Here is a 20,100-nt window from a genome sequence, read left to right as displayed (position 1 = left end):
AGGAGGTCACCTGACATGGGTCGTTTCGACGGTCGCGTCGCAGTCATCACCGGAGCCGCACGCGGGATCGGCTTCGGCACCGCACAGCGCTTCGCCGCCGAGGGCGCGAGCGTCGCCATCATCGACCTCGACGAGTCCGCCGCGGCCGAGGCAGCCGGCCGGCTCGAGACCGTCGGGCAGGCCAAGGCGACCGGCATCGGCTGCGACGTCAGCGACGCCGCCTCGGTCGACGCCGCGGTCGAGCGGGTGGTCTCCGAGCTCGGTGGCCTCCACATCCTCGTCAACAACGCGGGCATCACCCGCGACAACCTGCTCTTCAAGATGACCGAGCAGGACTGGGACCTGGTCATGAACGTCCACCTCAAGGGCGCGTTCCTGATGACCAAGGCCGCCCAGAAGCACTTCGTGGAGCAGAAGTACGGCAAGATCCTCAACCTCTCGAGCGTCTCCGCCTACGGCAACCGCGGCCAGGCCAACTACTCCGCCGCCAAGATGGGGGTCCAGGGCTTCACCCGCACCCTGGGCATCGAGCTCGGCCCCTTCGGCATCAACGCCAACGCGATCGCCCCCGGGTTCATCGCCACCGAGATGACCGACGCCACCGCCGCCCGGCTCGGCCTGGGCGTGGAGGAGTTCCGCGAGCTCAGCGCCAAGAACAACCCGGTCCGCCGGGTGGGCTTCCCCGAGGACATCGCCGCGGCGGCGGCGTTCCTGTGCAGCGACGAGGCGTCCTACATCACCGGTCAGACCCTCGTGGTCGACGGTGGGGCCAAGCTCGTCAGCTGACCCTGCTAAACCCTCGAGGGGGGAGACCTGCCTCACGCGCTGAGCGTGGGCGGGTCTCCCCGTCTTGAGTTGACCTGTGGTCATGTGCTTAACCTGCGGAGTCGAGAGCACTCGGCGCACAAGTCAACAGCCACCACCGGGTACGCCGAGTCCTGCCCGTCCGGTCGGAGGCGCCTCACCACATGAAAGACGGGCAGGAGTGGGGGACCCACAGGTTCTTCGCCGCAGCACGCGGCTCGGGGTGAAGTCACCGCTTGGTGGCAGAGCACTTTCCAGCTCCAACCCGACAGCTCACCTCACAGGCGTGGGAAAGGAACACATCTCCATGCCTGTCACCCGCAACACTGGCGCGCGCCTAGGTGCCCGCCGCGGCGTCACCGCCACCCTCATGCTCGGCCTCGTCACCGGTCTCGGACTGACCGCCCCGGCCGCCAGCCCGGTGGCCGCGGCTCCGGCCCGCCAGGCCGACGTCTCCCCGTCGCCCGTCCCCACCCCCGTCTCCAACCCCGGGTCCACCCCGGAGCAGCCCGACCGGACCACCCAGGAGCGCCGGGCCGCCGCGAAGGCCCGGAAGGCTGCCCGGCAGGCCCGGAAGGCCAAGAGGGCCCGGATCGCGGCCCGGAAGGCCCGGAGGGCCCGCGTGGCGGCCCGCGCCCGGGCCCGCAAGGCGATGTGGGCGCAGATCCACCGGGTGGGGCGTGCCAAGAACATCGCGATGGCCCAGCGCGGCGACGCCTACGTCTACGGCGCCACCGGCCCGAACGCCTTCGACTGCTCCGGCCTGGTGCAGTACTCCTACCACCGCGCCGGCTTCCGCGGCATGCCCCGGACCTCCTCGGCCCAGGCCGGCCACACCCGCCGCATCTCCAAGGGGGCCATGCGCCCCGGCGACCTGATGTTCTTCGCCAACGGCGGGGGCGTCTACCACGTGGGGATCTTCGCCGGGCGCGGCCGCGGCGGCGTCCCGCTGATGGTCCACGCCTCGCGTCCGGGGGTGCCCGTCCAGGTGGCCACGCCGTGGACCTCCAGCTGGTTCGCCGGCACGGTCCGCTGACCGGGACGCCCGCGCGTCCTGCCGGGCGGCCGGGGCCGGGAGCCGCACACTTGGCTCGTGTCCATGCCGCCCCTGTCCAAGCTGCTCGTGCCCAGGCCCGAGCTCAGCACCTCTCGATCGGAGACTGACGTGCGCCGCCTCCTCGCCCTGCCCGCCGCCCTGCTCTCGGCCTCCCTGCTGCTCGCGGGCTGCAGTGGGGGCGAGGAGGCGCCTGCGCCCACCGCCGGAGAGGCGGCGGCCAGTGGGGAGGCGGCGGCCGAGCCCGCCGAGCCCGAGACCTGGCCGCTGACCGGTCTCGAGGCACCCGAGGGCAGGTCCGTGGCCGCCCGGCACCCGGTGCTGGTCACGAAGATCGACAACACCTCCAGCGCGGCCCCACAGCTGGGTCTGGGTAAGGCCGACCTGGTGATCGAGGAGCTCGTCGAGGGCGGCACCACGCGCCTGGCCGCGTTCTTCTACAGCCAGCTTCCCGACGTGGTCGGCCCCGTCCGCTCGATGCGGGCCAGCGACATCGGCATCGTCACCCCCGTGAAGGCCGACGTGATCACCAGCGGCGCGGCCCAGATCACCAAGGACCGCATCCAGCGGGCGGGGATCACCTTCTTCGAGGAGGGGGCGAAGGGCTTCTTCCGCGAGTCGAGCCGCTACGCCCCGTACAACCTGATGGCGCGTCCCCGCGAGGTGGCGAGCGTCGTGAAGCAGCAGCCCACCCGGCCTGCTGACTACTTCACCTTCGGCGACCCCGCCGCCCTGCCGAAGGGCCGGAAGGCATCCACCCTCTCGGCCGGGTTCGGCCGGCACACCACCAGCTGGCAGTTCGCCGACGGCACGTACCGCAACGTCAACGGCTACATGGGGGCCGGCGACGAGTTCGTCGCCGACACCGTGCTGACCCTGCGGGTGCGGGTCGGCGACGCCGGCTACCGCGACCCGGCCGGCAGCTTCGTCCCCGAGACCATCTTCGAGGGGTCCGGCCCCGCCCAGCTCTTCCACGGGGGGCGGGTGGTCAACGCCACCTGGTCCAAGGACGGCCTGGGCGGGCAGCTGAGGCTGAAGGCCAAGGGCGAGGAGATCGCCGTGCCGCCGGGGCGCACCTGGGTCGAGCTGGTCCCGCAGGACACCGGCTCGGTGACCTTCGCGAAGTAGCCGCCCCGGCGCGCGTCGGGGCCGGTCAGCGAGAGGGGCCGGGCCGGGGGAGCACCCGCGCGGTGATCTCCGACAAGCCGGCGCCGGAGTCGACGAGCTGCCGGATCGAGGCCAGCATCAGTCCCACCACCTGCTCGACCCGGGCGCTGTCGGCCTCGGCGTCGTCGCTGGCGGCCACCGCGGCACCCGCGGTGTTGAGCGCCCCGTAGAAGAGCCTGCTGAACGTCCGCACCTGCTCGTCGTCCACCTCCCAGCCGCTGGAGCCGAGGATGCCTTCCAGGATGCGGTGGACCAGCGCGAAGGTGGGGCGCGACTCCTCCGCGCGGTAGCGCTCGTGGCCGAGCACGGCCGGCCCGTCCTGGGCGACGATCCGGCGGTAGCCGGGCTCGCGGACCACCTCGAGGAAGGTGCGCAGGCCGGCCGCCGCCTGCCGCCAGGGGTCGTCGTGCGCGGAGACGCTCTCCTCGATCACCCGCGCGGAGTCACGGTCGACCTGCTCGAAGACCGCCTCGAAGACCCCCTGCTTGCTGCTGAAGTGGTGGTAGAGGGCGCCCTTGGTGACGTGTGCCCCGGCCACGATCGAGTCGAGCGAGGTGGCGGCGTACCCCTGGTCGGTGAAGAGCCGCTGCGCCACCTCGAGGAGGTCGCGGCGGGTCGAGGCCGAATAGTCCTGGCGGCGGGTCGCCCGGGACGCCTTGGGCTCGGTCATCCGGGCAGTGTAGGGGCGGCGAGCGTGCTCGCGTGTGGGCAGAGTCACCCGTTGAACGTTTGCATACCGTCGGTATGGAGGCGTACCGTTCCACACGTGCTCAGGACTTAGGTCCCTCCCATGAGCCCGACAGCCCCGACCTGCTGCGCCACGCGGTTCCCTCCCTCCCAGGAAGACCGCACCTCCCTCCCTCCCTGTGCGCCGGGTCGGGGCTGTCGCACGTCTGCGACCTGCCCCATGATGGACGACATGGAATCCGGAGCTGGGCAGGACGAGGAGCAGGCAGGCGTCGTACGGGCCGGCTCCCTCCTGGTGGCCACCCCCGGGATGGCGGATCCCAACTTCGCCGACACCGTGGTGCTGGTGCTGGACGTCGACCCCTCCGGGGCGCTGGGGGTGGTGCTCAACCGCCCGTCCCCGGTGCTCGTCGCGGAGGTGCTGGAGACGTGGGGCGACGTCGTGGCGGAGCCCGAGGTGCTCTTCCGCGGCGGGCCGGTGGGGGCGGAGGGGGCGATCGCCGTGGCGCTCCTCTGCGAGGGCCAGGACGAGCCCGTGGGCTTCCAGGAGGTCTGGCGCTCCGAGGCGGGGGTGGTCGGCATGGTCGACCTCGACGCGCCCGTCGAGCTTGTCGCCGGCTCCCTGGCCGGGATGCGGGTCTTCGCCGGCTACGCGGGCTGGGGGGCCGAGCAGCTCCAGGGCGAGGTGGTGCGTGGCGACTGGTACGTGGTGCCGAGCGTGGTGGGCGACCTCTTCCGCCCTGATCCTCGCGACCTGTGGCGCGAGGTCCTGCGGCGTCAGCCGGGCGAGGTGGCCTGGCACTCCACGCGGCCTGCCGATCCTGGGCTGAACTGACCTAGACTGGCCGCACCATGACCCAGATCGGATTCTCGCCCGGAGCCTCGACGATCGAGGACACTCGCACCGTCCCCACCGACGACGGGGATCACGAGCGGTTCTCCCACTACGTGCCGAAGGACAAGCTCACCGAGGCGATGGTGATGGGCACCCCGGTGATCGCCCTGTGCGGCAAGGTCTGGGTGCCCAGCCGCGCCCCGGAGAAGTACCCGGTCTGCCCGGAGTGCAAGGAGATCTGGGACTCCCTCAAGCCCGGTGGCGGCGGGAAGTCCGGCGGAGACTCCGGTGCCGGGGGCAACGACGCGTGAGCGACCGGGCAGATCTCGCCCCCGTCACTCCTGCGCTCTCCCCGGCCTGGCCCGAGCGCGCCGCCTGGGGCACGGCACCGTCGCTGCGCGCGTGGCAGTCGGCGGCGATGGCGAAGTACTTCGACGAGCAGCCGCGTGACTTCCTGGCCGTGGCGACGCCGGGCGCCGGCAAGACGACCTTCGCGCTCACCGTGGCCGCCGAGCTGCTGGGCAGGCGGATCGTCGACCGGGTGACCATCGTGGCGCCCACCGAGCACCTCAAGGTGCAGTGGGCCGAGGCGGCCGCGCGCGCCGGCATCCCGATCGACCCGACCTACGCCGCCGGCAAGGGGCGCACCTCCAAGGACTACCTGGGGATCGCGGTGACCTACGCCGGGGTGGCGGTCAACCCGCTCGCGATGAGGATCCGCACCGAGCGGTTCAAGACCCTGGTCATCCTCGACGAGGTGCACCACGCGGGTGACGCGCTCGCCTGGGGCGAGGGGGTCCGCGAGGCGTTCGAGCCGGCGACCAGGCGCCTCGCGCTGACCGGAACGCCGTTCCGCTCCGACATCAACCCCATCCCGTTCGTCACCTACGCGCCGGGGCCTGACGGCGTCCCCCGGTCGCTGGCCGACTACACCTACGGCTATGCGCAGGCGCTGGCCGACCACGTGGTCCGCCCGGTGCTCTTCATGGCCTACTCCGGCGAGATGCAGTGGCGCACCCGGATGGGCGACGAGATCACCGCCCGGCTCGGTGAGCCGCTGACCAAGGACATGCACGCGCAGGCGCTGCGCACCGCGCTGGACCCCACCGGCTCGTGGATGCCCTCGGTGCTGGCGGCCGCCGACAAGCGGCTCTCCGAGGTGCGACGCCACATGCCGGACGCCGGTGGGCTGGTGATCGCCTCCGACCAGGAGACCGCGCGCGCCTACGCCAAGATCCTGCGCGGCATCACGGGGGAGGGGCCCACCGTGGTGCTCTCGGACGAGAAGGCGTCGTCCAAGAAGATCGCGAAGTTCACCGACTCCGAGGACCGGTGGATGGTCGCGGTCCGGATGGTCTCCGAGGGGGTCGACGTACCGCGGCTCGCGGTCGGCGTCTGGGCCACCCGCACCTCCACCCCGCTCTTCTTCGCGCAGGCGGTCGGCCGCTTCGTGCGCGCCCGCAAGCGCGGCGAGACGGCGTCGGTCTTCCTGCCGTCGGTGCCCAACCTGCTGGGCTTCGCCTCCGAGATGGAGGTCGAGCGGGACCACGTGCTCGGGCGCAAGGTCAGCGACGAGGGAGACATCTTCGCCGCCGAGAACGACCTGCTCGCCCAGGCCCAGCAGGGCGAGGGTGCCTCCGACGAGCTGGAGGGGACCTTCGAGGCGATGGGCTCCACAGCCTCCTTCGACCGGGTGCTCTACGACGGCGGCGAGTTCGGCCACTCCGGTGAGGTGCACGTGGGCTCCGAGGAGGAGATGGACTTCCTCGGCATCCCGGGACTCCTCGAGCCCGACCAGGTGCGCGAGCTGCTCCACTCCCGCCAGAGCGAGCGCGCGGCCCGGCAGAAGGCCGCCGCACCCGGCCGCGGGCCGGCCGCCGCCGACGACCCGGTGGCGGCCCTGTCGACCCACGAGCAGCTGGCGGTGCTGCGCCGCGAGCTCAACGGCCTGGTCGCCGCCTGGTTCCACCGCACGGGTCAGCCCCACGGGGTCACCCACGCGGCCCTGCGCAAGGAGTGCGGCGGCCCGGCGGCCGCGGTGGCGACGGCGGAGCAGCTCCACGCGCGGATCGACGCGCTCCGAAGCTGGGCGGTCCGCAAGAGCTCCTGAGCGCCTAGACTCCGAAGCATGGCTGCCGAGACCTCGCAGACCCTCGACCGGGGGATCCGGGTGCTCGTCACGCTCGCGGAGGAGCCCGACGGACTCACCGTCACCGAGCTCGGCACCCGGCTGGGGGTCAACCGCACGGTCGTCTACCGCCTGGTCTCCACCCTGGAGCAGCACGGCCTGGTGCGGCGCGGCCCGCAGGGCCGGCTCCAGGTCGGCCTGGGGGTGCTCCACCTCGCCTCCGCCGTGCAGCCGGTGGTGCGGGACCTCGCGGTGCCGGTGCTGCGCCAGCTGGCGGAGACCGTCGGCTGCACCGCCCACCTCACCGTCGCCGACGGCGACGAGGCGCTCGCCCTCGCCGTGGTCGAGCCGTCCTGGACCGACTTCCACGTCGCCTACCGGGTGGGCGCGCGGCACCCCCTCTCCCAGGGGGCCGCGGGCAAGGCGATCCTGATGGCGCGCGGCTCCTCCAAGGCGGGCTACGTGGCCACCCAGGGCGAGCTCCAGTCCGGCGCGCACGGGCTCTCGGCACCGGTGCGCGGCGTCCAGGGCCTCGACGCGTCGGTGGGGATCGTCACCCTCGGTCAGCCGGTCGACGAGTCGGTGGTGGCTCCCCGGGTGGTGGCCGCCGCGGAGGAGGTCGCGCGCAGGCTGCGCTGAGTCGCCTGGCGCGTGCCGGGTCAGTGCCGGTCAGCGCCGGTCAGCGCCGGGTCAGGGCGGCGTGGGCCAGGGGCAGCACCCGGTGGGCGACCTGCTCGGCGAGGGCGATGACGGTGGTGCTGCGCACGATGGACGGGTCGTCGAGGACCAGGTCGATCACCCGTTGCAGGTCGGCGTTGGAGCCTGCCACCACCCGCGCCCACATGTCCCCGGCCCCGGTGATGGTGTGCACCTCCAGCACCTCCGGGACGCCGGCGAGATGGACCGCGACCGCCTCGTGCCCGGAGCCCTGGCGGATCTCCAGGGTCAGGAACGCCGTCACCGGATAGCCCAGGGCCGCCGGCGAGAGCTGAGGTGCCCAGTCCACGAGGACGCCGCGGGCGGCGAGCCGGTCCAGCCGCGCTTGGACCGTGCCCCGGGCCACCCCCAGGCGCCGGGATGCCTCGAGCACGCCGATCCTGGGCTCGTGGGAGAAGAGGTCGAGCAGTCTGACGTCGAGATCATCCATGGAGCGGCTCCGGCCTGTGCACCCTGTCCAGTGAGGCGAGCAACGATTGCACACCCTGCTCATCCCGGGAACCCTGTGACCTATGACACAGACCGCCGCGGCCTCCTCCGCCATCGACAAGCCGTCCACCGGCGCCGCCCTCACCGCCGAGGAGCTCAGGGCCGACCTCACCCTGGAGCAGCTGAAGGAGCTGGTCGGACTGGTCGAGTACGACGGGAGCAACGACCCGTTCCCGGTCACCGCGATGGATGCGATCGTCTTCGTGGTGGGCAACGCCACCCAGGCGGCCGGCTTCTACCAGCTGGCCTTCGGCATGGAGCTCGAGGCGTACCGAGGACCCGAGACCGGTCACCGGGACGCCAAGTCCTACGTGCTGCGGTCGGGCTCGGCCCGCTTCGTGCTCACCGGCGGGGTGACCCCCGAGAGCCCGTTGCTCGACCACCACCGCCGGCACGGGGACGGCGTGGTCGACCTCGCGCTCGAGGTCCCCGACGTCGACAAGTGCCTCGCGCACGCCCGGGCGGCGGGCGCGAGGATCCTGGTGGAGCCGCACGACGTCTCCGACGAGCACGGCACGGTGCGGACCGCCGCCATCGCGACGTACGGGGAGACCCGCCACACCCTCGTCGACCGGAGCCGCTACCAGGGCCCCTACCTGCCGGGCTACGTCGCCAGGTCGTCGACCGTCGTACGCCGCGAGGGGCACCCGCGCCGGCTCTTCCAGGCGGTCGACCACTGCGTCGGCAACGTCGAGCTCGGCCGGATGGACGAGTGGGTGGCGTTCTACAACAAGGTGCTGGGCTTCACCAACATGGCCGAGTTCATCGGCGACGACATCGCCACCGACTACTCGGCGCTGATGTCGAAGGTCGTGGCCAGCGGCAACCACCGGGTGAAGTTCCCGCTCAACGAGCCGGCGGTCGCGAAGAAGCGGTCGCAGATCGACGAGTATCTGGAGTTCTACGACGGCGCGGGGTGCCAGCACATCGCGCTGGCGACCGGCGACATTCTGCGCACCGTCGACCTGCTGCGCGACAACGGCGTCGAGTTCCTGACCACGCCCGACTCCTACTACGACGACCCCGAGCTCCGGGCCCGCATCGGTGAGGTGCGGGTGCCGATCGAGGAGCTGAAGAGGCGGGGGATCCTGGTCGACCGTGACGAGGACGGCTACCTGCTGCAGATCTTCACCAAGCCGGTCGGCGACCGGCCGACGGTCTTCTACGAGTTCATCGAGCGCCACGGGTCGCTCGGCTTCGGCAAGGGCAACTTCAAGGCGCTCTTCGAGGCGATCGAGCGCGAGCAGGACGCCCGCGGCAACCTCTGAGCCCCGCGCTCCGACGACCTGATTCCTGTCTGCCTCGCAGGCTCACCCCGGACGTCATCGCGGACGGTCGCGCGAGCGACTGCTGACGACGACCTCCGCGGGGAGGCCCGGGGATGGGGGTCAGTGCAGGATGAGTCCCACGCCGAGCGCCCCCATCACCACGGCGATCGCGGAGTCGAGGACCCGCCAGGCCGAAGGCCGGGCGAAGAGGCCGCGGAGCAGGCGGGCGCCGTAGCCGAGCGCGAAGAACCAGGTGGTGCTCGCGAGCACGGTGCCGAGCAGGAACCACCAGCGGTCGGCGCCGAAGCTGTTGGCCACGGTGCCGAGCATCAGCACGGCGTCGAGGTAGAAGTGCGGGTTGAGCCAGGTCAGCGCCAACGTGGTGAGCACCGCCCGCTGCCAGGTCATCGTCGAGCCGGTCTCGGAGTCCAGCCCCTTGGGCCGCCAGGCGCGCATCGCGGCGTGCAGGCCGAAGCCGATCAGGTAGAGACCGCCGAGCACCTGGGCGACCGGCAGCACGCCCGGCCACCGCTCGAGCACGATGCCCAGCCCGGCGACACCGGCGGTGATCGCGACGACGTCGGAGACCAGGCAGGTGACCACGATCGGGAGCACCTGTTCGCCCCGGATCCCCTGGCGGAGGACGAAGGCGTTCTGGGCGCCGATGGCGACGATGAGGGCGAGGCCGGTGACGAGACCGGCGAGGACGACGTTCACAGGTGGCAACGCTAGGTAGTCGCTGCAGTTAAGGCCAGCGAACTATTCTGGGGAATCATTAGGATGTCTGGTGTGAAAGAACTCACCCAGCTGGACCCCGTCGCACTTCGCACTCTGGCAGTCGCCGTGCGGCTCGGCACCTTCGAGGCAGCAGCCCGCGAGCTGCACGTCACCCCGTCGGCGGTCAGTCAGCGGATCAAGGCGCTCGAGGCGCGCGTGGGTCGGGTGCTGCTGCACCGGGTCAAGCCGCTCGAGACCACCGAGGCCGGCCAGGTGCTGGTCCGGCTGGCCGCGCAGACCGAGCTGCTCGAACGGGAGGCGGTCGCTGAGCTGACCGAGGTCGACGACGACGAGGACGCGCCGTACGCCGCGGTGCCGCTCGCGGTCAACGCCGACGCGCTGCACACGTGGCTGATCGACGCGCTGGTCCAGGTGCAGTCCCGGCACCGGGTCACCTTCGAGCTGGTCCGCGAGGACCAGACCCGCACCGCCGAGCGGCTGCGGCGCGGCGACGTGATGGCCGCGGTCACCTCCGACCCCCGACCCGTCCCGGGCTGCCGGGTGGTCCAGCTCGGCAGGATGCGGTACCTCGCCGCGGCCACCCCGGCCTGGGTGCGCGACCACCTGCCCGACGGCACGACCACGGCGGCGCTGGAGCGGGCGCCGATGATCGCCTTCGACCGCACCGACACCCTGCAGCACGACTTCCTCCGTCGGCTCACCCGGCGGCGGCTGACGCCGCCGGTGACCTACATCCCTTCGGTCAACGAGTTCGACTCCGCGGTCCGCCGGGGGATGGGGTGGGGGATGGTCCTGGAGAGCCATGCGGCCCGCGACCTGGCCAGCGGGCGGCTGGTCGAGCTGGCGCCGGGCCGGCACGTGGACGTGCCGCTCTTCTGGCAGCACTGGCGGCTGGAGTCGCCGGTGATCACCGACCTCACCGCCGCGGTCACCCGGACCGCCCTGGACTGGTTCGGCTGAGTGCCCTGGCCAGGGTGGTCAGAGGACCTTGGAGAGGAACGCCCGGGTGCGCTCGTGGCGCGGGTCGGCCAGCACCGCTGCCGGGTCGCCCTCCTCCACGATGACGCCGTCGTCTTGGTCCTTGACCACTGGGGGGTTCTGGCCGGCGAAGTAGTTGAGCAGCCCGTTTGTCGTTGACCTCGGCGTCGGCGCGGCCGGTCTTGACCGCCTGTGCATCAGAGCGGAGTCCTCGAAGGAGATGATCTCCGCGTCCTCCGGGGCGTTCTCCCGGGTGAAGTCGGCGCCGGTGGTGGCGTCCTGCACGAGCTCGACACCCGACTCGGTGGTGGTGGTCTCGGTGTCGGCGGAGGCTCATCCCCTCACGCTTTCGCCTGCAACGTGTCCCACGTCTCCTCAGGTCGCGCCCGGTGTGGCGCCGGTTCGGCCAGAATGCCCGGGTGAGCACGTACGTCGCGTTCCTCCGCGCCATCAACCTCGGGCGGGTGCGGAAGTTCCCCCGGGCCGAGCTGCAGGCTGCCGTGGAGGCGACCGGGGCCACCGGGGTGCGGACCCACGGCAACACCGGGAACGTGCTGCTCGCCTCCCCGCGCCGCTCGGCCGCCGCGGTCTCCCGCGACCTGGAGGCGGCGTTCGCCGCCGACCGGGGCTTCGAGGTCCCGACCATCGTCCTGCGGCCAGCCGAGCTGGTCGCGGTGGCCGCCCGGGCGGACGAGCTGTGGGAGGAGCTGGGCGAGCCCGACTCCCACTACATCACCTTGCTGAAGGAGCCCCCGACGCCTGAGGTCGTGGCCGCCCTGCAGGAGCGGTCGGTGGACGGCGAGCTGCTGGTGGTCGGCGACCGGGCCGCGCACCTGTTGCTGCAGAAGGGGTTCCACGAGTCCCGCCTGGCCGGCAGCAAGGCGATGGAGCGGCTCGGCGTCGGAACCGCCCGTAACGTGACCGTCGTCCGGACCCTGGCGGAGAGGTGGTGCCGATGATCCCCGGCGAGACCCCGGAGGGCTGGTACGCCGATCCGGAGGTGCCGCACCCGGCAGCCGAGCGGTGGTGGAACGGCGTGCAGTGGACGGCCCACACCCGGCTCTCGATGCCCGACGACGTGCACGACCGCTTCGCGCCGCCCGTCCCCGGGGCACCCGCGGTCCACAGCCCGGTGATGCCGGCGGTGCCGGAGCCGCCGCCCCCGGCGCCGCCGGTCCCGCAACGTCCCCGGACGGAGGCGGTGACCCCGTACGGCGTGGCGCTGGCCCCGTTCGGGCCCAGGATCGCGGCGTTCTTCCTCGACATGGTCCTGGTCACCCTGATCGCACTCCCGCTGGAGGGGATCACCTCCGCTGCGCTCCACCGCGGCGAGGGGGATCCCAGCGCCGTGCTGGAGTGGGCCACCGGCCTCATGCCGCTGCTGGTCTTCTGGGTCTACCACTCCACGACCCTGGCCCGGCAGGGCGCCACCGTGGGTCAGCAGGCGTTGGGCATCGGGGTCCGGCCCTGGCTCGAGCACGCGCGGCTCACCCCCGGGCAGCTCACGCTGCGCACCCTCGCGGTCTCGGTGGTCCTCGTCGGCTCGCTGCTCCCGGGGCTGGGCGCGGTCGGCCAGTTCGCCTGGCTGGTCATCGCCGGCTCCGCGGTGCTGGAGGGCAACAACAGGCGGGGGATGCACGAGACCTGGTCGGAGACCTGCGTGGTCCGCACCCGCTGACGCCTTCGCGAAGGGCAGCGGCCTCAGCGGCCCCGGAAGGTCGGAGGTCGCTTCTCCATGAAGGCGACCACGCCCTCGGCGGCGTCCGCGGTGCGCAGCAGGAGCGACTGGCTGCGCCGCTCGGTCTCCAGGGCGGGCTCCAGCAGGTCGAGGCTGGCGGCGTTGACCGCCCGCTTGACGGCCGTCTGCGCGAGCGGCGGCCCGGTGGCCAGTCGACCCACCAGCCGCTCCACCTCGGCCTCGAGCTCCCCCTCCTCGGCCAGGTGGGAGACGAGGCCGGCGGCGTACGCGTCTGGTCCGGACAGCGCCTCGCCCAGCAGTGCCATCCGCATCGCGCGGGCCCGGCCCACGGCCGCGGCGACGGTGGCGGTGGCCCCGCCGTCCGGCATCAGGCCGACCCGGGCGAAGGCGAGCAGGAAGGAGGCCTGGGGGCTCGCCACCACCAGGTCGCAGGCGAGCGCCAGGGAGCAGCCGAAGCCGGCTGCCACCCCGTCGACCGCAGCCACCACGGGCTGGTCGGCGCGGACGACGGCCCGGACCAGGCGGTTGGCCCGGTCCATGACGCCGACCCCGTCGCCGGGCTGCGCGGAGCCGTCGCCCAGATCCGAGAGGTCCGCCCCTGAGCTGAACGCCCCGCCGGCGCCGCTGAGCAGCACGACGCGCACGTCGTCGCGGGCCGGCAGCGTCTCGAGCAGGGCGGTCACCTCGTCGACCATGCCCGCGGTGAGCGCGTTGCGCACCTGCGGTCGGTGGAGCACGACCCGCAGGACCCCGTCGCGGCAGGAGACCTCGAGATCAGCCAAGGCGGACCCCGGCAGCGGTCAGCTCGGCGAGGGCCGCCTCCGTGCTCGCCGGTGCGACCCCGGCGCACAGGTCGAGGAGCACCCGGACGGCGAAGCCCTCCGCGACGGCGTCCAGGGCGGTGGCGCGCACGCAGTGGTCGGTGGCGATCCCGCAGACGTCCACCTCCTCGACGCCGTGCTCGCGCAGCCACTCCGCCAGCCCGACCCCCGTGGAGGTCGCGCCCTCGAAGCCGGAGTAGGCCGCGGCGTGCTCGCCCTTGAGGAAGATCGCGTCGAAGGGCTGGGGGTCCAGGTTGGGGTGGAACGCCTCGCCGTCGGTGCCGACCTCGCAGTGCACCGGCCAGGATTCCACGAAGTCGGGCTCGCTGGACCAGTGCGCGCCGGGGTCGACGTGGTGGTCCTTGGTGGCCACCACGTGGGAGTACTGCGGGGCCTCGGCCTGCCTGGCGTGCCAGCGGCCGATCAGGGCGGAGACCTCGGTGGCCACCCGCGCGCCCCCGGCCACCGGCAGCGAGCCGCCCTCGCAGAAGTCGTTCTGCACGTCCACGACGATGAGTGCGCGAGTCATGGCCCGAGGCTAGCCCGCCCGGATCGCCGGGAGCAGCAGCCTCAGGGCTCGAGGTGGACCGTCTCGATCGCCGGCTGGCCCTTGCTCAGTTGGCGGGCGTGGAGCGGCAGCTCCTCGCGTCTCGCCTGGTGCCGGGCACGGGCGTCGGCGAGCGGCTCGCGCCCGACGACCTCACCGTCACGCACCAGCGGCACCATCAGCGCCCGGTCGTCGCCGTCGTCGTCGGGCTGGACCCCGATGCCGACCAGCTCGGCCTCGGCGGTCCCGTGCGCGCTGAGCCGTCGCAGCGCGTACTTGCGCCCGCCGACCGAGGCCTTGTCCTTGCTCTTCTTGGCGACCGGCTCCATCCGGCCCGCGTCGTCGGCCCGGCTGACCAGCTTGTAGACGAAGCCGCTGGTGGGATGGCCGGACCCGGTCACCAGCTGCGTGCCGACGCCGTACCCGTCGACCGGCGCGGCGGCGAGCGCCGCGATCGCGTACTCGTCGAGGTCGCTGGTCACCACGATCCTGGTCCCGGTCGCCCCCAGGGCGTCGAGCTGGTCGCGGACCTGGTGGGCGAGGAGGCCGAGGTCGCCGGAGTCGAGGCGCACGGCGCCGAGGCCGGGCCCGGTGACCTCGACCCCCAGACGGACCGCCTCGGCGACGTCGTAGGTGTCGACCAGCAGGGTCGTGCCCGCGCCCAGCGAGGAGACCTGGGCGCGGAACGCCTGCGCCTCGGTGTCGTGGAGGAGGGTGAAGCTGTGGGCGGAGGTCCCGGTGGTCGGGATCCGGTGACGCTGCCCCGCCGCCAGGTTGGAGGTGCTCTCGAAGCCCGCCACGTAGGCGGCCCGGGCGGCCGCCACGGCAGCCTCCTCGTGGGTGCGCCGCGAGCCCATCTCGATGCAGGGCCGACCCTGCGCGGCCCAGGTCATCCGTGAGGCGGCGGAGGCGATGGCGGAGTCGTGGTTGTAGACCGAGAGCAGCAGCGTCTCCAGGACCACCGCCTCGGCGAAGCTGGACTCCACCACCACCAAGGGGGAGTAGGGGAAGTAGACCTCGCCCTCCGGGTAGCCCCAGACGTCGCCGGTGAACTCGAAGTCGGCGAGCCAGGCCAGTGTCTGCTCGTCGACGACCCGCTCCTCGTCGAGGTAGCCCAGCACGGTGTCGTCGAAGCGGAACCTCTCGACGAGGTCGAGGGCCCGGCCCACGCCCGCGACGACCCCGTAGCGCCGACCCTCGGGGAGCCTGCGGCCGAAGAGCTCGAAGACCGAGCGGCGCTGGGCGGTGCCGGAGGCCAGGGCCGCCTGGAGCATGGTCAGCTCGTAGTGGTCGGTCAGCAGGGCGGTGGAGGAGAGGTCCGCGGGGGTCCGGTGGCTCACGGCGGACACTGTGCCACGATGAGGGCGTGTCTGCTGCGAGCCCCGTCGAGGTTGAACCCGACCTGACCCTGGACGAGTCGACGTTCCTGGACCGGCCGTGGGTGACGATCGTGTGGAACGACCCGGTCAACCTGATGTCGTACGTCACCTACGTGTTCCGCACCTACTTCGGCTACGACAAGAAGAAGGCCGAGCGGCTCATGCTCGAGGTGCACGAGGACGGACGTTCGGTGGTCAGCACCGGATCCCGCGAGGAGATGGAGCGCGACGTCCAGGCCATGCACGAGTTCGGGCTGTGGGCGACGATGGAGCGCGCCTCGTGACCGGCTTCGCGCGGCACCGGCGCAGCGGCCGGACGATCGCGAACTTCACCGGGTTCGAGGCCGACCTGCTCCGCTCGCTGGCCTCCCAGGTGGTCGAGCTGCTCCGCAACGAGCGCGCGGTGCCGTCCAGCGAGGTGGACCCCCTGGAGGCGTTGCTCGACTTCTCCGGCCCGACGACCGAGCCGGACGACCCGGTGCTGCTGCGGCTCTTCCCGACCGCCTACCGCGACGACGACGAGGCGGCTGCGGAGTTCCGGCGCTACACCGAGGGAGCCCTGCGCGACGGCAAGGAGCGGACCGCGGTCGCCGTCATCGAGGCCCTCGAGGAGGCCGGTCTCCCGCCGGACCTGGAGGACGACGGCCTGATGATCGACGTCGAGCTGGAGCCCGCGGAGGCCCAGGACTGGCTCCGGGCGCTCAACGACATCCGCCTCGCCCTCGCCACCCGCCTGGGTGTCGAGGAGGACGACGAGGAGTACTGGGCGTCCCTCCCCGAGGAGGACCCGCGGACCCAGGCGCACGACATCTACGAGTGGGTGGGCTACCTGCAGGAGACCCTGGTGGCCGCCCTCAGCTGAGAGCGGCCACCAGGGTGTCAGAGCAGGGTGCCCGAGCAGGGTGCCCGAGCGGGTGCCTCAGGGCAGGGCGATCACGCCGGGGAACTCGTCCTGGTCGCTGCGCCCGTCACCGGCGGCGCCGACGGGCGTCAGGCAGCCGGACGACAGCCCCGCCGACCTGAGGCCGGTGAGGTCGCCGGCACCCCACAGCAGGTTGCTCCCCTCGGAGACCGGGTACATCACCTGGTCGGGCGCGAGCGCGTGGCCCAGCCCCACCGCGTGGCCGACCTCGTGGATCAGCGTCTCGAGCAGCTCGGCCTCGGCCCACGGGTGGTCGGCCTTGAGGACCGCCCCGCCCTTGACGATGCGCCAGACGTCGCCGAGCACCGTGCTGCGGGCGCGGCGGCCGTCGGAGGAGCCGCCCCAGCCGATGGTGGGGCTGGTGGCGCTGAAGGGAGCATTGGTCTGGGCCCCGGTCCCGAACCCGATGACGAGCGTGGCGTCGCCCGGGTAGGCCGCGTGCGGGCCCTTCCCGTCGAAGAGCGCCGGGGTGGTGCCGACGTCCTGGAAGCGCAGGCCGGTCGCCAGGGTGACCCGGCGCAGCGCCTCGGGGATGGCGGCCGCCGCACCGGGGGGCGCCTGGTCGAGGTTGGTGCGGTAGGTGATCACCTGGCACGGGTCGTAGCGCAGCGGGTTGCCGGTGGCGAGCTCGGTCCAGTCGGTGGGGGAGCCGGGCGGGGCCCAGGTCGGGGTCACGGTCAGGACCGAGGAGGCGGAGACCCCCTCGGCGCTCGCCGCGCTCGCCGGCACGCGCACGCGCAGGGCCAGGGAGCTGAGCCAGTCCGTGGGGACGGTGAGGGCGAAGGAGCCGTCGGGGTTGACCGGGACGCTGGTCACGTCGCGCCAGCCGCTGGGCAGCTCGGCCTCCAGGTGGGCCGGACGGCCCGCCGCGTCGGCAGCGCTCACGGTGCCGCTGACGGTGACCGGCGAGTCGAGCGGTGCGGTCACCGTCGACCAGGTGGCCGCCACGAGGGTGGGCGCCCGCGGGGTCTCGACCTTGACCTTGAAGCGGCTGGTGGCGACCACGCGCCTCCCGGCGCGCGCCTGGAGGCGGAACTTGCGGCGCTTCTCCTTCGACCCGGCCTTGACCCGCATCTTGAAGACGCCCTTGCGGTTGGTCCGGTCGCGGCCGACCTTCTTCCAGCGCTTGCCCCGCTTCTCGGTGAGGGTGACCACGCGCTTGCCGGAGCCGGCCTTGACCCGTCCGCGGACGGCGAAGCGGCTCCCGGTCTCGGCCGTGCTCGGGGCCTTGACCTTGATCCGCGCCGGCCTTGCGGCGACGGCGTCGGCCGGGGCCTCCGCCCTCTCCGCGCGAGCGGGGGACGGGCTGGCGGAGGCCGGGCCCAGCAGCGTGGTCGGCACCAGCAGCGCCAGCGCGACGAGCGCCGCCGTCACGGCGGACGAGAACGGGGACATGGTGGGGCGCCGGGTACGACGGCGCGACTTCTCAGCAGGCACCCGCAGACGCTAACCCGTCGGACCCCGGCGTGGGCAGGGATGCGGTCGATCTCGTCGCAGCCCGCACGCCGCCGGTGAGACGCGGCGACGGGCCCCGACCACGCCCGTCTTAGGATTCGGGACGTGTTGACCATCAGCCGGGCGCTCCACGACGCCATCGTCGCCCACGCCAAGCGCGACCACCCGGACGAGGCCTGCGGCATCGTCGCCGGGCCCGAGGGCAGCGACACACCGCTCCGGCTCGTCGAGATGGTCAACGCGGCCAGCAGCCCCACGTTCTACGAGTTCGACTCCACCGAGCTGCTCGCCCTCTACAAGGAGATGTGGGACAACGACGAGGAGCCGGTCGTCGTCTACCACTCGCACACCGCCACCGAGGCCTACCCGAGCCGCACCGACATCGGGCTGGCGAGCGAGCCGGGCGCCCACTACGTGCTGGTGAGCACCAAGGACTGCTTCGACGGGGCCGGGGGGAATAACCACGGCCCCGTGGAGTTCAGGTCCTACAGAATCGTCGACGGCGAGGTGACCGAGGAAGAGGTCGTCCTCGTCGACGCGGACGCACCCACACCGAGGAGCAACGACTGATGGCCATCGAGGTCCGGATCCCCACCATCCTGCGCACCTACACCGACGGCGAGAAGGCCGTGACGGGGGAGGGTGCGACCCTCGCCGCGCTCATCGACGACCTGGAGGCCAACCACCCGGGCCTCGCCGAGCGGCTGCTCGACGGCGGCGACCTGCGCCGGTTCGTCAACGTCTACGTCAACGACGAGGACGTCCGCTTCATCGGTGGGCTCCAGGCGGAGCTCAGCGACGGCGACCAGGTGGTCGTGCTCCCGGCCGTCGCCGGCGGCTGAACGCCGTGACGGGTCGGCGCACCTTCGTCCTCGTCGACGGCGAGAACATCGACGCCACCCTCGGCAACTCGCTGCTCGGGCGGCGTCCGCTCCCCGAGGAGCGCCCCCGCTGGGAGCGGGTCACCGACTATGCCGAGGAGCTGTGGGACCAGCCGGTCACCGGGCTGTTCTTCCTCAACGCCACCAGCGGGCAGTTCCCGCAGACGTTCGTCCAGGCGCTGCTGGCGATGGGCTACCGCCCCATCCCGCTGGCCGGCCGGGCGGACGAGAAGGTCGTCGACATCGGCATCCAGCGCACGCTGCAGGCGCTGGTCGACCGGGACGACGACGTACTGCTGGTCAGTCACGACGCCGACTTCGCCGACCACCTCGCCGCTCTGCTGGGGGGTCGTCGCCGGGTGGCCGTCGCGGCGCTCCGGGAGTACGCCAGCTCGCGCTTCGACGCCCTCGGCCTAGAGCTCCACGACCTCGAGGACGACGTGGCGGCCTTCAACGTCCCGCTCCCGCGGGTCCGCATCATCTCGCTCGACGACTTCGACCCCGAGCAGTTCCTGCGCTGAGCCGCGCCGCGGCCGGCGGACTCCTCCCGGACGTCTCGTGAAAGGTTGGTGACCATGCGCTACGACAACTTGCTCGCCTCGGTGGGCGGCACGCCCATGGTCGGGCTGCCGCGGCTCTCGCCGAGCGCCGACGTGCGGCTGTGGGCCAAGCTGGAGGACCGCAACCCGACCGGCTCCATCAAGGACCGCCCGGCGCTGAAGATGATCGAGATCGCCGAGGCGGACGGCACCCTGCGGCCCGGCTGCACGATCCTGGAGCCGACCAGCGGCAACACCGGCATCTCGCTGGCGATGGCGGCCAAGCTGAAGGGATACCGCATCGTCTGCGTGATGCCCGAGAACACCTCGACGGAGCGGCGCCAGCTGCTGCGGATGTGGGGGGCGGAGATCGTCTCCTCGCCCGCCGCCGGCGGCTCCAACGAGGCGGTCCGGGTGGCGAAGGGCCTCGCCGCCGAGCACCCGGACTGGGTCATGCTCTACCAGTACGGCAACCCCGGAAACGCGCTCGCGCACGAGGAGGGGACCGGCCCCGAGATCCTGGCCGACCTGCCGGAGATCACCCACTTCGTGGCCGGGCTGGGCACCACCGGCACGCTGATGGGGGTCTCCCGCTTCTTCCGCAGGGCCAAGCCCGAGGTGCGCATCGTCGCCGCCGAGCCGCGCTACGGCGAGCTGGTCTACGGGCTGCGCAACCTCGACGAGGGCTTCGTCCCCGAGCTCTACGACGCCTCCCTGATCGACTCCCGGTTCAGCGTCGGACCGCGCGACGCGGTCCGCCGGGTCCGTGACCTGCTCGAGCTGGAGGGGATCTTCGCCGGCGTCTCCACCGGGGCGATCCTGCACGCCGCCCTCGGGCAGGCCGCCAAGGCGGTCAAGGCCGGGGAGAGCGCCGACATCGCCTTCGTGGTCGCCGACGGCGGGTGGAAGTACCTCTCCACGGGCGCCTACGAGGGCACGGTCGACGAGGCAGAGGACCGTCTCGAGGGGCAGCTCTGGGCCTAGTCCGGCCC

The 20,100-nt window shown here is 72.6% G+C and carries 24 protein-coding genes, 1 pseudogene and 1 riboswitch; of the genes and pseudogenes, 17 read left to right on the top strand and 8 right to left on the bottom strand.

Annotated features, from left to right (window positions below; translation table 11 throughout):
- The first annotated feature begins 15 nt into the window (after window positions 1-15).
- From AC3X7R_RS18095 to AC3X7R_RS18085, 3 genes are all read left to right on the top strand, one after another.
- Window positions 16-786, top strand: coding sequence for an SDR family NAD(P)-dependent oxidoreductase (locus tag AC3X7R_RS18095; protein WP_489967066.1), 771 nt, complete (start codon window positions 16-18; stop codon window positions 784-786).
- A gap of 161 nt (window positions 787-947) precedes the next feature.
- Window positions 948-1,106: riboswitch (cyclic di-AMP (ydaO/yuaA leader) on the top strand.
- 5 nt (window positions 1,107-1,111) lie between these two features.
- Window positions 1,112-1,840 carry a C40 family peptidase gene (locus AC3X7R_RS18090; RefSeq protein WP_489967065.1) on the top strand — a complete coding sequence of 243 codons (729 nt, stop codon included), beginning with the start codon at window positions 1,112-1,114 and terminating at the stop codon, window positions 1,838-1,840.
- 63 nt (window positions 1,841-1,903) lie between these two features.
- Window positions 1,904-2,986 carry a DUF3048 domain-containing protein gene (locus AC3X7R_RS18085; protein WP_489967100.1) on the top strand — a complete coding sequence of 361 codons (1,083 nt, stop codon included), beginning with the start codon at window positions 1,904-1,906 and terminating at the stop codon, window positions 2,984-2,986.
- A gap of 25 nt (window positions 2,987-3,011) precedes the next feature.
- Here the strand turns inward: AC3X7R_RS18085 and AC3X7R_RS18080 are convergent, their stop codons facing one another.
- Window positions 3,012-3,695, bottom strand: a complete 684-nt coding sequence (locus tag AC3X7R_RS18080; protein ID WP_489967064.1) for a TetR/AcrR family transcriptional regulator — start codon at window positions 3,693-3,695, stop codon at window positions 3,012-3,014.
- Between the two features lie 249 nt (window positions 3,696-3,944).
- On the opposite strand from AC3X7R_RS18080, the gene AC3X7R_RS18075 reads away from it, so the two are divergent.
- The 4 genes from AC3X7R_RS18075 to AC3X7R_RS18060 are packed head-to-tail and all read left to right on the top strand — an operon-like array spanning window position 3,945 to window position 7,314.
- The gene (locus tag AC3X7R_RS18075; RefSeq protein WP_489967063.1) at window positions 3,945-4,547 is read left to right on the top strand and encodes a YqgE/AlgH family protein; all 603 of its coding nucleotides are present in this window, start codon (window positions 3,945-3,947) and stop codon (window positions 4,545-4,547) included.
- Window positions 4,548-4,564: 17 nt separating this feature from the next.
- Window positions 4,565-4,858: a DUF3039 domain-containing protein gene (locus AC3X7R_RS18070; protein ID WP_489967062.1), complete on the top strand. Its 294-nt coding sequence runs from the start codon at window positions 4,565-4,567 to the stop codon at window positions 4,856-4,858.
- A complete protein-coding gene (locus AC3X7R_RS18065; protein ID WP_489967061.1) occupies window positions 4,855-6,657 on the top strand; it encodes a DEAD/DEAH box helicase in 1,803 nt (600 codons plus the stop codon). Before AC3X7R_RS18070 ends, AC3X7R_RS18065 begins: the two co-directional genes overlap by 4 nt.
- Before the next feature lie 18 nt (window positions 6,658-6,675).
- Window positions 6,676-7,314, top strand: a complete 639-nt coding sequence (locus AC3X7R_RS18060; RefSeq protein WP_489967060.1) for an IclR family transcriptional regulator — start codon at window positions 6,676-6,678, stop codon at window positions 7,312-7,314.
- A gap of 40 nt (window positions 7,315-7,354) precedes the next feature.
- Here the strand turns inward: AC3X7R_RS18060 and AC3X7R_RS18055 are convergent, their stop codons facing one another.
- Window positions 7,355-7,822: an Lrp/AsnC family transcriptional regulator gene (locus AC3X7R_RS18055; protein ID WP_489967059.1), complete on the bottom strand. Its 468-nt coding sequence runs from the start codon at window positions 7,820-7,822 to the stop codon at window positions 7,355-7,357.
- Between the two features lie 82 nt (window positions 7,823-7,904).
- Here AC3X7R_RS18055 and hppD point away from each other — a divergent pair, with 82 nt between their 5' ends.
- A complete protein-coding gene (gene hppD / locus AC3X7R_RS18050; protein WP_489967058.1) occupies window positions 7,905-9,149 on the top strand; it encodes a 4-hydroxyphenylpyruvate dioxygenase in 1,245 nt (414 codons plus the stop codon).
- A 120-nt stretch (window positions 9,150-9,269) separates the two neighbouring features.
- Here hppD and AC3X7R_RS18045 read toward each other — a convergent pair whose 3' ends face one another.
- Complete coding sequence (locus AC3X7R_RS18045; protein ID WP_489967057.1) at window positions 9,270-9,866, bottom strand: LysE/ArgO family amino acid transporter; 597 nt, start codon at window positions 9,864-9,866, stop codon at window positions 9,270-9,272.
- 72 nt (window positions 9,867-9,938) lie between these two features.
- On the opposite strand from AC3X7R_RS18045, the gene AC3X7R_RS18040 reads away from it, so the two are divergent.
- A complete protein-coding gene (locus AC3X7R_RS18040) occupies window positions 9,939-10,847 on the top strand; it encodes a LysR family transcriptional regulator ArgP (RefSeq protein WP_489967056.1) in 909 nt (302 codons plus the stop codon).
- A gap of 18 nt (window positions 10,848-10,865) precedes the next feature.
- On the opposite strand, the pseudogene AC3X7R_RS18035 reads toward AC3X7R_RS18040, so the two are convergent.
- A pseudogene (locus AC3X7R_RS18035) lies at window positions 10,866-10,961 on the bottom strand (amino acid ABC transporter ATP-binding protein); the annotation flags it as partial.
- Window positions 10,962-11,284: 323 nt separating this feature from the next.
- Here AC3X7R_RS18035 and AC3X7R_RS18030 point away from each other — a divergent pair.
- Together AC3X7R_RS18030 and AC3X7R_RS18025 are read left to right on the top strand one after the other, a co-directional pair.
- Complete coding sequence (locus AC3X7R_RS18030) at window positions 11,285-11,824, top strand: DUF1697 domain-containing protein (protein WP_489967055.1); 540 nt, start codon at window positions 11,285-11,287, stop codon at window positions 11,822-11,824.
- Window positions 11,821-12,543, top strand: a complete 723-nt coding sequence (locus AC3X7R_RS18025; RefSeq protein WP_489967054.1) for an RDD family protein — start codon at window positions 11,821-11,823, stop codon at window positions 12,541-12,543. The genes AC3X7R_RS18030 and AC3X7R_RS18025 overlap by 4 nt, the downstream gene beginning before the upstream one ends.
- A gap of 23 nt (window positions 12,544-12,566) precedes the next feature.
- Here the strand turns inward: AC3X7R_RS18025 and AC3X7R_RS18020 are convergent, their stop codons facing one another.
- Genes AC3X7R_RS18020 through AC3X7R_RS18010 form a run of 3 tightly spaced genes read right to left on the bottom strand, consistent with a single transcriptional unit; the run spans window position 12,567 to window position 15,281 of the window.
- Window positions 12,567-13,346: an enoyl-CoA hydratase-related protein gene (locus tag AC3X7R_RS18020; protein WP_489967053.1), complete on the bottom strand. Its 780-nt coding sequence runs from the start codon at window positions 13,344-13,346 to the stop codon at window positions 12,567-12,569.
- Window positions 13,339-13,914, bottom strand: coding sequence for an isochorismatase family protein (locus tag AC3X7R_RS18015; RefSeq protein WP_489967051.1), 576 nt, complete (start codon window positions 13,912-13,914; stop codon window positions 13,339-13,341). Before AC3X7R_RS18015 ends, AC3X7R_RS18020 begins: the two co-directional genes overlap by 8 nt.
- 41 nt (window positions 13,915-13,955) lie before the next feature.
- Complete coding sequence (locus AC3X7R_RS18010) at window positions 13,956-15,281, bottom strand: nicotinate phosphoribosyltransferase (protein WP_489967050.1); 1,326 nt, start codon at window positions 15,279-15,281, stop codon at window positions 13,956-13,958.
- Between the two features lie 17 nt (window positions 15,282-15,298).
- Here AC3X7R_RS18010 and clpS point away from each other — a divergent pair, with 17 nt between their 5' ends.
- Together clpS and AC3X7R_RS18000 are read left to right on the top strand one after the other, a co-directional pair.
- Complete coding sequence (gene clpS, locus AC3X7R_RS18005; RefSeq protein ID WP_489967049.1) at window positions 15,299-15,595, top strand: ATP-dependent Clp protease adapter ClpS; 297 nt, start codon at window positions 15,299-15,301, stop codon at window positions 15,593-15,595.
- Complete coding sequence (locus AC3X7R_RS18000; protein ID WP_489967048.1) at window positions 15,592-16,173, top strand: DUF2017 domain-containing protein; 582 nt, start codon at window positions 15,592-15,594, stop codon at window positions 16,171-16,173. The genes clpS and AC3X7R_RS18000 overlap by 4 nt, the downstream gene beginning before the upstream one ends.
- Before the next feature lie 57 nt (window positions 16,174-16,230).
- On the opposite strand, the gene AC3X7R_RS17995 is transcribed toward AC3X7R_RS18000, so the two are convergent.
- The gene (locus AC3X7R_RS17995; RefSeq protein ID WP_489967047.1) at window positions 16,231-17,670 is read right to left on the bottom strand and encodes a matrixin family metalloprotease; all 1,440 of its coding nucleotides are present in this window, start codon (window positions 17,668-17,670) and stop codon (window positions 16,231-16,233) included.
- 123 nt (window positions 17,671-17,793) lie between these two features.
- Between AC3X7R_RS17995 and AC3X7R_RS17990 the strand changes: the two genes are divergently transcribed.
- The 4 genes from AC3X7R_RS17990 to AC3X7R_RS17975 are packed head-to-tail and all read left to right on the top strand — an operon-like array spanning window position 17,794 to window position 20,092.
- Window positions 17,794-18,258 (top strand): M67 family metallopeptidase, encoded by a 465-nt coding sequence (locus AC3X7R_RS17990; protein WP_489967046.1) that lies wholly within the window; start codon window positions 17,794-17,796, stop codon window positions 18,256-18,258.
- Window positions 18,258-18,530: a MoaD/ThiS family protein gene (locus AC3X7R_RS17985; RefSeq protein ID WP_489967045.1), complete on the top strand. Its 273-nt coding sequence runs from the start codon at window positions 18,258-18,260 to the stop codon at window positions 18,528-18,530. Before AC3X7R_RS17990 ends, AC3X7R_RS17985 begins: the two co-directional genes overlap by 1 nt.
- Window positions 18,531-18,535: 5 nt before the next feature.
- The gene (locus AC3X7R_RS17980) at window positions 18,536-19,090 is read left to right on the top strand and encodes an NYN domain-containing protein (RefSeq protein WP_489967044.1); all 555 of its coding nucleotides are present in this window, start codon (window positions 18,536-18,538) and stop codon (window positions 19,088-19,090) included.
- Between the two features lie 54 nt (window positions 19,091-19,144).
- A complete protein-coding gene (locus tag AC3X7R_RS17975) occupies window positions 19,145-20,092 on the top strand; it encodes a PLP-dependent cysteine synthase family protein (RefSeq protein WP_489967043.1) in 948 nt (315 codons plus the stop codon).
- Window positions 20,093-20,100 lie beyond the last annotated feature (8 nt).

It is taken from the genome of Nocardioides sp. Z22_16, assembly GCF_058134365.1.
Note: the sequence above shows the minus strand (reverse complement) of the source record. Positions and strands in the feature narration are given on the sequence as shown.

Excerpts from the sequence above, each read along its gene's own strand:
- AC3X7R_RS18095 (WP_489967066.1), top strand. The coding sequence starts at position 16 with ATGGGTCGTTTCGACGGTCGCGTCGCAGTCATCACCGGAGCCGCACGC.
- AC3X7R_RS18090 (WP_489967065.1), top strand. The coding sequence starts at position 1,112 with ATGCCTGTCACCCGCAACACTGGCGCGCGCCTAGGTGCCCGCCGCGGC.
- AC3X7R_RS18085 (WP_489967100.1), top strand. The coding sequence starts at position 1,904 with ATGCCGCCCCTGTCCAAGCTGCTCGTGCCCAGGCCCGAGCTCAGCACC.
- AC3X7R_RS18080 (WP_489967064.1), bottom strand. The coding sequence starts at position 3,695 with ATGACCGAGCCCAAGGCGTCCCGGGCGACCCGCCGCCAGGACTATTCG.
- AC3X7R_RS18075 (WP_489967063.1), top strand. The coding sequence starts at position 3,945 with ATGGAATCCGGAGCTGGGCAGGACGAGGAGCAGGCAGGCGTCGTACGG.
- AC3X7R_RS18070 (WP_489967062.1), top strand. The coding sequence starts at position 4,565 with ATGACCCAGATCGGATTCTCGCCCGGAGCCTCGACGATCGAGGACACT.
- AC3X7R_RS18060 (WP_489967060.1), top strand. The coding sequence starts at position 6,676 with ATGGCTGCCGAGACCTCGCAGACCCTCGACCGGGGGATCCGGGTGCTC.
- AC3X7R_RS18055 (WP_489967059.1), bottom strand. The coding sequence starts at position 7,822 with ATGGATGATCTCGACGTCAGACTGCTCGACCTCTTCTCCCACGAGCCC.
- hppD (WP_489967058.1), top strand. The coding sequence starts at position 7,905 with ATGACACAGACCGCCGCGGCCTCCTCCGCCATCGACAAGCCGTCCACC.
- AC3X7R_RS18025 (WP_489967054.1), top strand. The coding sequence starts at position 11,821 with ATGATCCCCGGCGAGACCCCGGAGGGCTGGTACGCCGATCCGGAGGTG.
- AC3X7R_RS18015 (WP_489967051.1), bottom strand. The coding sequence starts at position 13,914 with ATGACTCGCGCACTCATCGTCGTGGACGTGCAGAACGACTTCTGCGAG.
- AC3X7R_RS17985 (WP_489967045.1), top strand. The coding sequence starts at position 18,258 with ATGGCCATCGAGGTCCGGATCCCCACCATCCTGCGCACCTACACCGAC.
- AC3X7R_RS17975 (WP_489967043.1), top strand. The coding sequence starts at position 19,145 with ATGCGCTACGACAACTTGCTCGCCTCGGTGGGCGGCACGCCCATGGTC.